At 73.7% G+C, this 14,301-nt stretch carries 12 protein-coding genes and 1 pseudogene; 5 read left to right on the top strand and 8 right to left on the bottom strand.

Features of this window, described 5'->3' with window-relative positions; all coding sequences use genetic code 11:
* Positions 1-83: 83 nt before the first annotated feature.
* The 3 genes and pseudogenes from G446_RS15665 to G446_RS0103375 form a co-directional block, all read right to left on the bottom strand.
* Positions 84-917, bottom strand: a pseudogene (locus G446_RS15665) (carbohydrate ABC transporter permease); the annotation flags it as partial.
* Positions 907-1,866, bottom strand: a complete 960-nt coding sequence (locus G446_RS0103370) for a carbohydrate ABC transporter permease (protein ID WP_245574568.1) — start codon at positions 1,864-1,866, stop codon at positions 907-909. The pseudogene G446_RS15665 and the gene G446_RS0103370, both read right to left, overlap by 11 nt.
* A 25-nt stretch (positions 1,867-1,891) precedes the next feature.
* Positions 1,892-2,362 (bottom strand): hypothetical protein, encoded by a 471-nt coding sequence (locus G446_RS0103375; RefSeq protein ID WP_026409082.1) that lies wholly within the window; start codon positions 2,360-2,362, stop codon positions 1,892-1,894.
* 252 nt (positions 2,363-2,614) lie between these two features.
* On the opposite strand from G446_RS0103375, the gene G446_RS0103380 reads away from it, so the two are divergent.
* Positions 2,615-5,173, top strand: a complete 2,559-nt coding sequence (locus G446_RS0103380; RefSeq protein WP_026409083.1) for a hypothetical protein — start codon at positions 2,615-2,617, stop codon at positions 5,171-5,173.
* Positions 5,174-6,364: 1,191 nt separating this feature from the next.
* Positions 6,365-7,498: a PTS sugar transporter subunit IIC gene (locus G446_RS0103385; RefSeq protein ID WP_084778938.1), complete on the top strand. Its 1,134-nt coding sequence runs from the start codon at positions 6,365-6,367 to the stop codon at positions 7,496-7,498.
* Positions 7,499-7,567: 69 nt separating this feature from the next.
* On the opposite strand, the gene G446_RS15670 is transcribed toward G446_RS0103385, so the two are convergent.
* Positions 7,568-7,921: a MerR family transcriptional regulator gene (locus G446_RS15670; RefSeq protein ID WP_034468920.1), complete on the bottom strand. Its 354-nt coding sequence runs from the start codon at positions 7,919-7,921 to the stop codon at positions 7,568-7,570.
* Positions 7,922-8,010: 89 nt separating this feature from the next.
* Here G446_RS15670 and G446_RS0103395 point away from each other — a divergent pair, with 89 nt between their 5' ends.
* Positions 8,011-9,177: an MFS transporter gene (locus tag G446_RS0103395; RefSeq protein ID WP_026409085.1), complete on the top strand. Its 1,167-nt coding sequence runs from the start codon at positions 8,011-8,013 to the stop codon at positions 9,175-9,177.
* Positions 9,178-9,222: 45 nt separating this feature from the next.
* Here G446_RS0103395 and G446_RS0103400 read toward each other — a convergent pair whose 3' ends face one another.
* The 4 genes from G446_RS0103400 to G446_RS0103415 all read right to left on the bottom strand — a co-directional run bounded on the left by G446_RS0103400 (position 9,223) and on the right by G446_RS0103415 (position 12,794).
* The gene (locus G446_RS0103400; RefSeq protein ID WP_026409086.1) at positions 9,223-10,071 is read right to left on the bottom strand and encodes an amino acid ABC transporter permease; all 849 of its coding nucleotides are present in this window, start codon (positions 10,069-10,071) and stop codon (positions 9,223-9,225) included.
* Entirely contained in the window at positions 10,068-10,724 is a 657-nt protein-coding gene (locus tag G446_RS0103405) for an amino acid ABC transporter permease (RefSeq protein ID WP_026409087.1), read from the bottom strand. Before G446_RS0103405 ends, G446_RS0103400 begins: the two co-directional genes overlap by 4 nt.
* Positions 10,725-10,786: 62 nt before the next feature.
* The gene (locus G446_RS0103410; RefSeq protein WP_026409088.1) at positions 10,787-11,944 is read right to left on the bottom strand and encodes a glutamate ABC transporter substrate-binding protein; all 1,158 of its coding nucleotides are present in this window, start codon (positions 11,942-11,944) and stop codon (positions 10,787-10,789) included.
* A gap of 64 nt (positions 11,945-12,008) precedes the next feature.
* On the bottom strand, positions 12,009-12,794 hold the full coding sequence (locus tag G446_RS0103415) for an amino acid ABC transporter ATP-binding protein (protein ID WP_281170204.1): 786 nt from the start codon (positions 12,792-12,794) through the stop codon (positions 12,009-12,011).
* A 268-nt stretch (positions 12,795-13,062) separates the two neighbouring features.
* Here G446_RS0103415 and G446_RS20265 point away from each other — a divergent pair, with 268 nt between their 5' ends.
* Together G446_RS20265 and G446_RS15675 are read left to right on the top strand one after the other, a co-directional pair.
* Complete coding sequence (locus G446_RS20265) at positions 13,063-13,248, top strand: helix-turn-helix domain-containing protein (protein ID WP_026409090.1); 186 nt, start codon at positions 13,063-13,065, stop codon at positions 13,246-13,248.
* 39 nt (positions 13,249-13,287) lie between these two features.
* Positions 13,288-14,112 (top strand): ImmA/IrrE family metallo-endopeptidase, encoded by an 825-nt coding sequence (locus tag G446_RS15675; RefSeq protein WP_026409091.1) that lies wholly within the window; start codon positions 13,288-13,290, stop codon positions 14,110-14,112.
* The last annotated feature ends 189 nt before the right edge of the window (positions 14,113-14,301 follow it).

Here is a 14,301-nt window from a genome sequence, read left to right on the forward strand (position 1 = left end):
GCGCCGGTTCCCCGGTCGGCGCCGGTCGGGGCGGCGCCGATCCTCCCGGCGCCGGTCAGGGCGGCGACGGCGTCGACCCGCCTGCGCGCGGCGAGGAGGAGGACGACGACCGGGATCAGGACGACGGCGGCGGCCGCCATCATGTGGGTCCGACCCGCATTGTGGTGGAATTGCAGGGCGGCGGCGGCCACGGTGACGACCCTGGGCCGCTGATTGGCGATAATGCGCGGCCACATGAAGGAGTTCCACTGATTGACGGCGGTGATGAGGGTCAGGGCGGCCAGGGTCGGTTTCGAGGCCGGGAGGACGATCCGCGTGAGGATGCGCATATGGCCCGCCCCGTCGATCCTCGCCGCGTCGATGAGCTCGCGGGGCACGGACCGGAAGCTCTCGCGCAGCAGGAGGACGGCGCCGGGCGAGGCCAGCATGAAGGGGACGACGACGCCCCAGAACGTGTTCCTCAGCCCCGCCCCGGCGGCCATGAGGTAGAGCGGGACGACGAGCGCCGCCGTCGGGATCGTCATGGCGACCAGGAAGAGCCGGAAGAGCGGCTCGCGCCCGGGGAACCTCAGCTGCGCGAAGGCGTAGGCCGCCAGGACCGAGGAGACCACCTGCGCGCAGGTCACGACGGCCACCGCGGCCAGCGTGGCGCGGATCGCGCCCGCGAGGTCGGCCGAGTCCCCCGGCACGGCGCCGAAGGGGTCCGGGGGCCGGGGATCGGGCGGGACGAGCGGGGAGCGGCGATCCGGGTCCCGGGCGAGGGCGGTCATGAGGCTGAATGCGAAGGGCAACAGCGCGATCGCCGCCGCCGCGACGAGCCCCAGGCGGATGCCGAGGGCGGCGAGTGGGGAGCGGCGGGCCCGGACGCGCCGCCGCGCCCGCCCGCCGCCCGGGCCCGCGGGCGCCTCAGCCGTCATGGGCCGACATCCCGCGCAGGCAGAGGCGCTGGACCCCCGTGACGAGCAGCAGCATGGCCGTCATGGCCAGCGCCATGACGGCGGCCTCGCCCATATTCCAGTTGACGAAGGCCCGTTCGTAGATCGTGTACGCGAGCACCCCGGTGGCCCTGGACGGGCCGCCGCGGGTCAGCGCGTAGACCTGGTCGAAGGTGTTGAGGACCGCGATGAGCGCGGCCGTCGAGACGAGGAGGAGGGTCGGGCGCAGCAGGGGCGCCTTGATGCTCCAGAAGATCTGGCGGGCGGTGGCGCCGTCGAGACGGGCGGCCTCGACGAGCTCGTGCGGGATCGACGCCAACCCCGCGGCGAGGAGCAGCGCGGTGTGGCCGGCGCCGGTCCAGATGACGACGAGGGCCACGGCCGGCAGCGCCCAGGTCGGCGAGGCCAGGACCCCGGTGGACGCACCGGGCGGCCCGGCCGGCGACCCGTGGGCGGGCGCGAGCATCCAGGACCACACCACGCCCAGGGCGAGCGGGGAGGCGGCCCAGGGGATGATGACGAGCGCGCGGAGGAGGCCGGCGCCCCGCACCCCCTTGGCGAGCAGGACGGCCAGGAGGAGGCCGAGCGCGATCTGGGCGGGGACGACGAGGAGGGCCAGCAGGAGCGTGACCCTGAGCGAGGTGAGGAACTCGGGGTCGGCGAGCACCCGGCCCGCCTGGGACGGGCCGACGAACTCGGGGTCGGACAGCAGTCCCCACTTGCGGGCGCTCAGCCAGACGAGGGCCCCCGCCGGGACGATCACGAACAGCAGGACGCCGATCAGGCCGGGGGCGACCAGGGCGTAGCCGGTCAGGGCCTCCCGCACCCGCGCCGCCGAGAGCCCGTGCCGGCCGGGGCGGCGCGCACGCGCCGTCGTCGTGCCCGTCCCCCCGGGCCCCGGGGCGCTCCCGCCGTCGTCCATGGGCCCCATGACCCGTCCCCCGCCCCCACCGGCCTCAGGCGAGCGCCGCCACCAGCGCGACGAGGGCCGACGCCGCGTACACGCAGGCGTAGATCACGTGCAGGGGCAGGTTCAGGCGCAGGTAGCGGGCGAGCTCCGCGTCGGTCAGGTCCTGACCGCTGACCAGCTTCTCCTCGGGACCGGTGAAGCCCGTGAGCGCGTGCACCACGAGCAGGAACGGCAGCGAGCAGGCGGCCGGGACCAGGCCGAGGGGCCCGGAGCCCCAGCCGGCCGCCAGCGCGACGAGGGCGATGAGGAATTGCAGGAGCATCGCCAGGGCGTAGACCCGCTTCAGGCGGGTGCGGCGTCGGAAAAGGGGGTAGGAGCCCTGGAGCTCGCCGATCCGGCCGGTGCGCGCCATGAATGTGAAGTAGCCGCCGATCGTGAGGCAGTACATGGTGAGGAAGCCCGCAATCATGGCGGTGGCGATCACATCGCAGACGATGAGGATGGTGGAGGTCGGCATGCCCGCTCCCTTCGTCGTTCCCGGTCGGGGCGGGCCCGTCCCGCGCACCGGCGCGACGAAGCATGGCACACGGGGCGGGGCGGCCCGGGCGCGTCTTGGAGGGCGGACCCGAACTGCGGACCGCGCGGCGCGCCGCCGCCGATCCTTCTAGCATCGCTCCATGAGGTCCTTCATCGGAGCGCCGCCACTCGACGACGCCGGTCCGCCCCCCGAACCAGCCCCCGGCCCGGCGCCCCGGCCGGAGGGGAGCTCATGACCGCCGCGGCGCCGACGGCGGATCAGGAGGATCTTCTCTCCCTCGTCCTGGACTCCACCAGCACCGAGCAGCTGGCCCGCCAACTGGCGACCCGCACGGCGGAGCAGTGCGCCCGCATGCTGCACGCCCTCAAGGACTTCCTGAGCACGCTCAGCCGGAGGGCCGGCGTCGGCGCCCCCAAGGTCCACCTGACGATGCTCGTGGCCGCACTGGAGACCACGCCCGTCCAGGTCGCCTCCGTCCTGGACCTGTTCGCCTGCTCGGAGCTGTCGCGCAACCGCGAGGCCCTCGACGCCGTGACGGCCTCGCTCATCGCCCGCGGGCCGCAGTGGTGCGAGCGGCTCGCCTCGCACCTGCTGTCCCGGCGCGACCGGCGGATCGAGGCCCTCGCCCCCGTGCTCCACCCCCTGCTGGCGGCCCACGACCTGCCCCTGCCGGAGCACTGCGAGTACTGGACGGGCTGGGTGAGGCTGGAGGCCCAGCACGTCGACTCCCCGCGGTGGACCGAGAGCTTCCTGGCCGCCTGCGCCGCCCCCGGCGCGTTCGCGGCGATCCCCACCGCCGATGCGCGCTGCTACGCCGAGACCGCCTCCAGCGCCCTGGCGCGCGTGCGCGCCCGGGGCGGTCTGGACGACGTCGCGCTCCTGCGGGCCCTCCTGCGCGTCTTCGAGCGCGGCGACCGCCCCGGCGCGCAGAGGGGGGCCCTCATCTGGTTCAGGCTCCTGGGACTGACGAAGCACCTGTGGACCGAACGCGCCCGCCTGTTCGCCGCACTGCCCGGGGCGAGCGGATCCGTCGTCGAGCTCGCCGTCGACTCGCTCCTGGCGGGCGGGCCCGACGGCGAGCCCCTGACGGGCGCCGAGCTGACCGCCCTGGCCCTGGAGGTGCTCCCCCGCAAGGAGAGGGGGCCCAAGCGGGCCGTCCTGGAGGCCCTGAGGCGGGCCGACACGCCCCCCTCCCCCGAACTGACGGACGTGCTCCGGGTCCTGGCGGCGGGCACGGACACGATGACGGCGGCGCTGGCGCAGGTGATCCTGATCCACTGGGGCCCCGGCGCGCCGGCCGCGGGCCCGCGCACCGGGGCCCCGGGCCTGTGGCGCGAGCCCGAGGGCATTGTCCCGGAACCGCTCACGGAGCTCGACGACGCGGCCCTGGTCTGCGGCGAGCCGGGGCTCATCGGCCTGCTGGAGCGGGCCGGGCGGGGCTGGGGCGTCAACGCCATGGTTCTGGAGCAGTGCCTGGCGGCCCTGGTGACGGTGGCGCGCAGGGAGGGCCCGCAGGAGCTGCGCCGGATCCTGGCCGGGACGAGGCCCTGCCACTCGCGCGAGCTCCTGGCCCGGTCGCTGCGGGACTTCGTCGAGGGCCGCATCGAACCGGGGACGGAGCCCCGGCCCGCGACCACCGACACCGGCCCCCTGTCCTTCCTCACGGCCCAGCGGATCCGGGACGTGATCGGGCTGCTCGGCACGATCCCGTGCCTCCTGTCCACCCCGAGCCACGCGGACTGGTCCGTGTCCTGGGAGGCCTTCGCCCAACGTGCCCGCCGCTACCGGCGGGAGGGCGTCGCGCTCATGCCGACCGATGTCGCCATTGCGCTGGCCCGCCTGGACCGGCGTCGCACGCCCTCCGACCTCACCGACTTCGCCCAGCCCATATACGGCCGCGCGGTCACCCTGGAGCGGGTTCTGGAGCACTGGCGGAACCACCCGGCCCGGCGGGGCGAGCTGGAGCTCATGCCGTCGAGGCGCAATGCGGCCGGGTGGTCGACCCCGCCCGCCGATCAGCGGCTCATCGCCGAGGGGGACGAGCCCGTCGTCTTCGACCTTCTCGGGCTGCGCAACGCCTGGTCGCTGCCCTACCACGTGCGCAGCGTCTTCGCCCGGCACGAGCTGGCCGATCTGAGCGGGGCCTTCTGGCCGCCCCGGGGCGGGGACCTGATCGTCGCCCCCGAGTGGGAGTCGACCAGGCTCCTGCTGCCCGAGCACCCCACGCGCCCCGCCGCCGTCTTCCTCGGGGAGTTCCTCCACGCCGAGACCGTCGAGGCGATCGCCCACGCCGGGCAGCTGACCGCCGTGGCGCGCCCCCTGGGCCCGGCCCTCACCTTCGGCCTGCTCGTCCTGGCCTGCGGCGCGCCCGCCCAGCACCGCGAGGCGGTCGCCGAGATGCTTCTGACGGCCTGGGACGAGGAGCGCCTGACGCCGTCGGACCTCCTGGCGGCGTGGCGGAGCCCGTGGTGGGACGCCGACTGGGGCCACGGGCTCAAGCCGCGGACGCACTCGACCGCCGGGGCCGTCGCCACGCTGGACATGGTGGCCCGGGCCGGGGGACTGGCCCTGGTCTGGCCGCTGCTGACGGCCATCGCCGAGGAGCTCGCCGGCGCCGAGAGGCTGCCCGCCGCGACGTCGGGCGTCCTGGAGACCGTGCTGGAGCTGCTGGCCGAGGTGCGGGCCGCGGGCGTCGCCGTCGAGCTGCCGAACGTGACCGCCCTGGCCGCCCGCGGGGGCTCGTCCGGGGCCGTGCGCGCGGCGCGGCTCATCGTCTCCCGCCTCGCTTGATCGAAACCGGCGGAGAAGACACGCGATTCGATGTGATCACCGCCCTGCGCGCCCCCGCCCCGGGGTGGGAGTCGGCCAGCCCCTTCACGCCACTGAGTTTCTGCGGGACGCGTCCCCGCCCCCAGGGGAGTCGGCGCTCAAGAGCGTCCTGCCCGCTCTCACCGGAGACGCGTCCCCGCCCCCGGGGGTGTTGATTCGGTGATGTCACCTCGGGTCGCATTGTGCGAGGTGGGCTCGCGCGTATCCAGCGCAGGCGGATTATGTCGCGCTGAGCTCGCGCAGCGCGAGGTGGGGTGGACCGCGTCGCACTGGGCTCGCATTGCGCAAGCCGGCCCCGGCCCGCACCGGCTCCGGGCCCGGGATCTCGTTGAGCGGACCTGGATTTACGTAAGCCGGCCCCGGCCCGGGTTCCGCCGGCCGGGTCCGCGCCGGCTCGAAGGGTGCGTCTCTTAGCGTGGTGGCGACTTCCGTGCGAGTCCTCCGCCGTGGACGCGAGCGGGCTCGTGGACGACGCTGCGCACGGGATTGTCGCCACATCTGTCCCGTTCGTCCCACCCGTCCCATCGTGGGTGCGGGCGGACCGGACGACGTCGTCGCCGTCGGCGGCCAGGGTCACCCATCCCATCGTGGGCGCGGGCGGGCCCGATCGCCCTGACGACCTCGCGACGCGGGCCGAGTCCGTCCTGCCGCAGACGCGGGCGAGCCGGTGGACGGGCGACCCGGCGGCTCAAAAAGGTGGCCGGCGCATATCTTTCACCCTCCGCACCTCACCCCTTCCGTCCCGAAGTGGCGCAATGACGCCATTCCCCATGAGCGCAGGAGCCGTCGCACCCCCGAAAGATATGCGCCAGCCACCTTTTTCCGCATCGCCGACGCCCCGGGACAGCGACGGCGAGGCGTCTCAGCCGGAGATCATCCCCGCGCGGACCCGGCGACGCCCCGGGACAGCGACAGCGAGGCGTCTCAGCCGGAGATCATCCCCGCGCGGACCCGGCGACGCCCCGGGTTGCGCCGGCGGGGGCCGCTGTCGGCGGCCGGGCGGTCGCCGAGGCCCGCGACACCTCGGTCCGCCCCGGCGTGACCAAGGTCAATGCCTGGCCCGCCGCCCGGCACGCTACCCTCCAGGTGTCATGACACTCAGGGGCGGGTCCCATCGCTCGCTCCCCGCCCTTTCCACTCTTGGAGTCCCCCATGCCATCTGAAGTCCCCACGCCGTCCGCCGCCACCCGCAGCGCTTCCCGCCCGGCGACGGCGCTGCGCGACCTGTCCCACCGCTTCTTCATCGAGGGCCTCACCGGCATGGCCCACGGCCTGTTCGCCACCCTCATCATCGGCACGATCCTCAGCCAGGCGGGCGCCTTCCTGCCCGGCGCCGCCGGCGACGTCGCCGTCATCCTGGGCCGCGTCGCCGCGGCCATCACGGGCGCAGGCATCGGACTGGGCGTGGCCCACCGGCTCAAGGCGGACACCTTCGTCGTCATCTCCGCCGCCGTGGCCGGCCAGCTCGGCGCCCAGGCGAGCGGGCTCCTGTCCGGCACGGCGATCGTCACCGACACGGTCGGCACCGGCCTCATGCTCCGCGGTCCCGGCGAGCCCCTCGGCGCCTTCCTCGCCGCCTACGCCGCCATCGAGGCGGGCCGACGCGTCTCCGGGCGCACCCCCGTCGACATCCTCGTCACCCCCCTGACCACCATTGTCACCGGCGGCGTCGTCGGCCTCATCCTGGGACCGCCCATCTCCTCGGCCATGGCGGCCCTGGGCGGTCTCGTCAACTGGGGCACCGAGCGCCAGCCCATGCTCATGGGCGTCATCGTCGCCGTCATCATGGGCATGGTCCTCACGCTGCCGATCTCCTCGGCGGCCTTGGGCATCATCCTGGACCTGTCGGGCATCGCCGCCGGAGCCGCGACGGTCGGCTGCGCCACGCAGATGGTGGGCTTTGCCGTCGCCTCGTTCCGGGAGAACCGCTGGTCCGGCCTCCTCGCCCAGGGCGTGGGCACGTCCATGCTCCAGGTGCCCAATATCGTGCGACACCCCCTCATCTGGGTGCCGCCGACGCTCGCCTCGGCGATCCTGGGCCCGATCGCCACAGTCGTGCTGCACATCGAGTCCAACGCCGTCGGCTCCGGCATGGGCACCTCCGGGCTCGTCGGCCAGATCATGACGTGGCAGGTCATGGAGCCGGTGTGGGGAGGCGGGCGGACGCTCGCCGCCATCGTCGGCCTCCACTTCATCGCCCCGGCCCTGCTCACCCTCGGCATCAGCGAGCTCATGCGCCGCCGGGGCTGGATCGGCCCGGGCGACATGGCCCTGGCCAAGGCCTGACCACCGGGTCGGCCCATCGCCTCGCCGCACCGCGGCGCCGGGATCAGTGGTGGCGGCGCAGGACCGGGATCAGTGGCGGCGGGGCTCGGTGGCGGCGAGCCTGTCGCGCAGGAGCCGGCGGATGGCCCGGAGGCTCTCGATCCGCTCCTCGACGACGGCGAGCCTGGCGGCCAGGGCCCGCCTCGCCGCCGGGCAGACGGCGGTCTCCTCGCCGCCGAGGCAGCCGACGAGCGGACGCACCTGCTCGCAGCTGAGCCCCACCCCGATGAGGGCGTGCACGCGGCGGGCCCGCTCGACGTCGGCCGGGTCGTAGTCGCGGTAACCGTTGCTCAGCCGGATCGCGGGCACGAGCCCGGTGTCGGTGTAGTGGCGGACCTGGCGCGCCGTCAGACCGGCGCGGGCCGCGAAGTCGCCGATCCTCATGGCGCCCCTCCCCCGGCCTTGACCTTGACACTGGTGTCAAAGTTTAGCGTCCTTGCGCACGGGCCGAACGGCCCGGCGGAAAGGCCCTTATGAGACGCGTTCCCGCACTGTCCTTCGCCGTCATGCTCCTGGTGGGGACGGACACATTCCTGGTGGCCCCGCTGCTGCCGGCCCTGTCGGCGCGCTTCGGCGTCCCGCCCGCGCGCGCCGGCTGGATGGTCTCGGCGTACGCGATCGGGTACTGCCTGACGGCCCTGGTCGCGGGCCCGCTGTCCGACCGGCTCGACCGGCGCCGCGTCCTCCTCGCCGGAATGGCGGCGTTCTGCGCGACCACCGCCGCGACGGGGCTGGCGCGGTCCTTCGCCTCCATGCTGGCGCTGCGCCTGGCGACCGGCGTCGCCGCGGCGGTCGCCGCCCCGCAGATCTGGGCGGCGATCGCCCAGGTCATGCCGGGGCGGCGCATCGTGCCGGCCATGGCGACGGCGACGGCGGGCCTGACGATCGCCCAACTCCTGGGCGTGCCGGCCGGGAGCCTGCTGGCGGTGCGCTCGACCTCCGACCCGTTCGTCGTCGTCGGGACCGGCGCCGCCCTGGTCACTGCCGCGCTCTGGCGGTGGTTCCCGGCGGTGCCCCCGAGCTCCCCGGGCGGCGCCCGCCCGGGCCTGGGCTCCCAGTACGCGGACCTGGCCCGCACACCGCGCGCCGCGGGGCGCTTCGGGGCCTACTTCGTGTTCCAGGTGGGCAATTTCGCCGTCCTGTCCTTCGCCGCGAGCTGGTTCGCGCGGGACTTCCACCTCGACCAGACCGGCATCGCCGCGGCGATGATCGTGCTCGGTGCGGGCAACACCGTCGGCGCCCTGGTGGGGCCCCGGATCGTGAGGCGGGCGGGCCAGGGGCGCACGCTGCTCGCCGGCTCGGTCTGCTACGTCCTCGTCTACGCGGTGGTCGCGGCCGCTCCGGCCCGCTGGGCGGGCGTCGGGCTGCTCGCCGTCGCCTTCACGGTCGGCGGCGTGCTCTTCCCCGTCATGATGAACCTGCTCCAGTCGCTGACGACGTCGGCGCGCGGAACGGTCTCGGCGCTCGCCAGCGTCCTCATGTACGCCGGCTCGACCCTGGCGGGCGTCATCGGCGGCCCGCTGCTGGCGGCCCTCCCCTCGTTCTGGGGCGTGAGCCTGCTGGCGCTGGGGACGACCCTCGCGGCGCTCGGCCTGTGGGCGGCCTCGGACTGCCTGCGCCCGGAGCCGGCCGCCGGGTGAGGGCGAGGGCCGGAGCAGAGGCGGGGACGACGGCGCGGGGCGCTTTCAGCGGGTGCGGGCCTCGACGACGCGCGCGAGCGCCCCCAGGCCCCAGTTGATCACGACGTAGAGCGCCGCGATGATGACGTAGGCGGGCAGGTAGATGTCCAGATGCTGGTTCTGCCGGGTGCTGGAGATCAGGACGTTCCCGGCGTACATGAGCTCGGCGTAGGACACGACGTAGCCCAGCGAGGAGTCCTTGAGGATCGTCACGAGCTGGGTGACGAGGGTCGGCAGCATGAGCCGCAGGGCCTGCGGCGCGAGGATCAGCCGCATGGTCTGGCCCCGGCTCAGCCCCAGGGCCGTGGCCGCCTCGGACTGCCCCCGGTCCAGCGCCAGCACCCCGGAGCGGAAGACCTCCGCCGTCGTCGCCGAGGTGCACATGACGATGGGGATGACGAGCATCCAGAAGGGCGGCAGCGTCGGCCCGAAGTTGGGCACGGCCAGCAGGAAGAAGTAGATGAGCAGGAGCATGGGCACGGCCCGCATGGCGTCGATCCACGCCCCCACGACCGCCCGCCCGCAGCGGCCGGCGCCCAGCCTCGCCCAGCCCAGGGCGACGCCCAGGGGGAAGGACAGGGCCGCCGAGACGACGGTGACCAGCAGTGTCGAGTCCAGGGCGGCGCCCAGGTACCTGACGACCGACTGGCCCAGGAAGTAGCGCCACTTGGGGTAGGCGAGCTGGCCCTGGACGGCGAGCTGGTGGAGCGCCGCGGCCAGCAGGCCGAGCACGACGACGGTGACCACGACGGAGACGACGGCGATCCGGCGCCTGCCCCTGGGGCCCGGCTCGTCGAAGAGGAGGCCGGCGTCCGCCGCGGGGCGGGGGCGCCGGGCCGTGGGAGGGGAGCTCATGCCCGCACCTCCCGTCCCCCGGTCAGACGGCGTTCGAGCAGCCCGCCGAGCCTCGTGGCGCCGAAGGCGAGCGCGAGGTAGGTCAGGCCCGACAGCAGGAACGTGAAGACGGCCTCCGCGTAGTGCAGGTTGAGCTGCTGGGTCGCGTAGGTCAGCTCGTGCACCCCGATGGCCGCCGCCAGGGCGGAGCCGATGAGGCAGGAGATGAAGACGTTGACCAGCGGCTGGACGGTGCGCGCCAGCGCCTGGGGCAGCACGACCTCGCGGATGATGAGCCCGAAGGGCATCCCCAGGGCGCGGGCGGCCTCGATCTGCCCCTTGGCGACGGAGTTGATGCCCGAGCGCACCGCCTCGCACACGTACCCCGAGCCCGCGAAGAGGATCGCGCCCACCGCCGCGGAGAACAGGGAGATCGGCACGCCCACCCGCGGGGCGACGAAGGCCAGCAGGAGCATGAGGCACAGGGTCGGGATATTGCAGGCGATCGTCACCCACACGGCGCCCAGCGCCCGCAGCGGGGGCACCGGGCTCACCCGGCACACGGCGATGAGCGTGCCGACGACGAGCGCGCCGGCGTAGGCGAGCAGGGCGATGCCCAGCGTCATGGCCAGGCCGGCCCCGATCATGCCGAGATTGTCGGTGATCATCCTCATAGCCGTCTCCTTGCGTGGTCGTGCCGATGGGCCCGGGGCGCGGGGGCGCGGAACCGGGCCCGTCAGGCGTCGGGCGTGGGGGTCTCGCCCGTCTCGGCGCCGCCGTTGCCGGGCTCCGGGGCGTCATTGACAGGGGGCGCCGAGGGGCTGTCGCCGGGCGCCGGGGCGTTGTGTGCGGGCGCCGAGGCGGCCCCGCTCGGCTCGGCGGAAGGTGTGGCGCTCGGGGCGGGGGACGCGGTGGCGCCGTCGGTCTCGGAACCGGGCACGGAGCCGATGGCCGGCGGCTTGGGCGCCTCGCCGCCCGTGATGACGCCGATGGTCGCCTGCCAGATCTTCTCCCAGGTGCCGTCGTCGTAGATCTTCTTGAGGAAGGCGTTGACGAAGGCCTTGGCGTCCGAACCCTGGGGCAGGCCGATGCCGTAGGGGTCCTGCGTGAAGGGCTCGCCCACGATCTTGAAGGCGTCGCTGCCCTGCATGGCGCTGAGCAGGAGCGACTCGTCGACGACGTAGGCGTCGACCTGCCTGGTCTCCAGGGCGGACAGGCAGGTGTTGTGGTCGTTGAACGGGGTCTGCTCGGCCTTGGGCGCCGCCTCCTGGAGCGCCTTGATGGAGGAGGAGCCGGACTGGACGGCGACCTTGACGCCCGCCAGGTCGCTCACGCCGGTGATCTTGCTCTCGTCGGCCCGCACGAGCACCGCCTGGCCGGAGGAGTAGTAGGGCCCGGCGAAGTCGATCTTCTTGGCGCGCTCGGGGGTGATCGTGTAGGTGGCGATGACGGCCTGCACGCTGCCGTTGCCGAGCACGACCTCGCGGGTGTCCGAGGTGACCTGGGTGATGTCCAGCAGGGTGCGGGCGTCATTGTTGCCGCCGATGATGTAGCGGGCCAGGACCTGGCCGATGGCGGTGTCGAAGCCGGAGACCTCGCCGGTGGTCGCGTCCTCCAGGGAGAAGACCGGCGCGGTCTTCGTCCCGCCGGTCTTGAGCACGCCCGCCTCCTTGACGGCCGAGGCCCAGGCGGAGGAGGCGACGACGTCGTCGGCGGCCACGGGGCCGGAGTTGATGACCGTGTTGTAGTCGACGGCGCCCGCACTGGCAGAGGAGGAAGAGGAGGAGGAGACGGCCCGGCCGTCGGCACCCGTGTCGGCGCAGGCGGCCAGGACGGCGGCGAGGGAGGCCGCACCTGCGGCGCTGAGGAACAGACGTCGGTTGGGAGTCGCCATGGGCGTGTCCTTTCGTGGTGGCGGGGCGGGGCCGCCGGCGGGCGGCGCCGCGGGGGAAGGGCGGTCAGTGGCTGAGGATCTTGGACAGGAAGTCGCGGGCGCGCTCGGAGTCGGGGGCGGAGAAGAACTGCGCGGGTGGGGCCTCCTCGACGATCTGGCCGGCGTCCATGAAGACGACCCGGTCCGCCACCGAGCGGGCGAAGCCCATCTCATGGGTGACCACGAGCATGGTCATGCCCTCGGCGGCGAGGCTCTTCATGACGTCGAGGACCTCGTTGATCATCTCGGGGTCCAGGGCGGAGGTGGGCTCGTCGAAGAGCATGATCTTGGGGTCCATGGCCAGGGCCCGGGCGATGGCGACCCGCTGCTGCTGGCCGCCGGAGAGCTGGGGCGGGCGCTTGAAGGCCTGGTCGGCCAGGCCCACGCGCTCCAGGAGCTCGCGGGCGCGCTCCTGCGCCTGGGCGCGCGGCCGGTGGCGCACGCGCACGGGCGCCAGGGTGATGTTGTCCAGGACCGTGCGGTGCGGGAAGAGGTTGAAGGACTGGAAGACCATGCCGACCTCGGCCCGCAGGCGGGTCAGCTCGCGGCCCTCCTCGGGCAGGAGCTCGCCGTCGATCTCGATGGTCCCCTCCTGGATGGTCTCCAGGCGGTTGATGGTGCGGCACAGCGTGGACTTGCCCGACCCGGAGGCCCCGATGACGGCGACGACCTCACCGCGGTGGATGTCCAGGGACACGTCGTCGAGCGCCTGGAAGTCGCCGTAGAACTTGCTCACGTGGCTCACGCGCACCAGCGGCCGGTCGGCGGGGGCGGCGTCGGCGGGGATGGGGGAGGAATCGGCAGTGGACACGAGGACCTCGTCTCGGTCGTGAAGGGGGATGGGCAGGGCGGCGTCTCAGCGGCACCGACAGCAACACATCCACATGCGCACTGCATTCCTCCTGAGTCGATCCTGCGCGGGAGACGATCCTCACCGCTGCCATGGGACCTTAGCATCGCGGCGCGGCCAGCGCCCACGAGGTGCCCGAGTACTGAGACGCCGGCGCCCGCTCCCGGCCGCACGCGACGGACGGCGGCAGGAGTCTCCGGACACCACAGCATGTGCGAAAATCGCACACATGGATACGGTCAAGGACTTTGGCGAGCTCGGTGCGCGGATCCGACAGGTGCGGCTGGGAACCGGGCTCGACCAGACCGGACTGGCCCAGCGCTGCCGCCTGGAGCGGACCGCGCTCTCGCGCATCGAGTCGGGCGAGCGGAAGGTCTCCGCCCTGGAGCTCGCGAGGATCGCCGAGGTCCTCTAGGTCACCCTGAGCGATCTCGTCCTGCTCCCGCTCGCGGACGTGCGCGCCGCCCGGCCCCCCGTGGACGAGAACTCCAGGCCCGAGGAGCGCGAGAGCTTCAGGGCCGGCCTCGATCTCGACCGCGCATGGCGGGACCTGTGCCGGCTCCGCGATGACGGACTGCTGGAACCGGTCGACCTGGGCATGGGCGGCGAGGGCATCGGCTCCCCCGAGCAGTCGCGGGCCCTGGCCCGTGAGGTCCGGGGATTCCTCGGCGTCGGGGACGACCCCCTGGGGGCTATGGCGGATGTGGCCGCCGGGCTCGGGCTGTGGTGCCGTACGACGGCGGCCCGGATCGACGGCCTGTCCCTGACCCCACAGCCCGGGCTGGGTGTGGCCGTGATCGGAGAGGCCCTGGAGCCGGGCCGGCGCCGCGCCGCCGCGGCCCATGAGATCGGGCATCACGTCGCCGGGGACGCCTACGAGGCCTCGGGCCACTATGCGGCCCCGCGCGAGGCGGAGGGGAGGATCGACGCCTTCGCCGCCGAGCTGCTTCTCCCCCGGGCCGTCGTGGAGCGGCTGCACAATCCCTCCAGGGACGAGCTCATCGCGATGGCGGCGAACTATCGCGTCTCCTGGTCGCTCCTGATCGCCACCGCCGAGCAAGCGGGCATCGATCTGAAACGGGCGGACGTGTACCTGAATCCTGTCGACGACGACTTCTACCGGGTCGTGGGTGCCAGGCCGGAGGAGGACCTCCGAGCCCCCGGCCTGCCCCGCGCATGGATCATGGCCTGCGCCCGGGCCAGGGACGAGCGGCTGGTGACGCCCCGGCGCGCCTCGGAGCTGACACTCGGAGTGCTCTCGAGCGGTGCGCCCGAATGAGTCGCGACGTGTTCGTGTGGAACGGGCGAGTCCCTTAGCGTCGGTGACGAGATCGTCACTTAACCCGCGAGAACGTCTGCTAGAGGTACGTGCTCGCGGGTTAAGTGACGATCTCGCGGGTTAAGTGACGTGCTCGCGGGTTACCCGGCGATCTCGCGAGCAGCGGTGCACGGCCCCGGGCGTCGCCCC

The sequence above is a fragment of the Actinomyces dentalis DSM 19115 genome (assembly GCF_000429225.1).
Lineage (GTDB): Bacteria > Actinomycetota > Actinomycetes > Actinomycetales > Actinomycetaceae > Actinomyces > Actinomyces dentalis.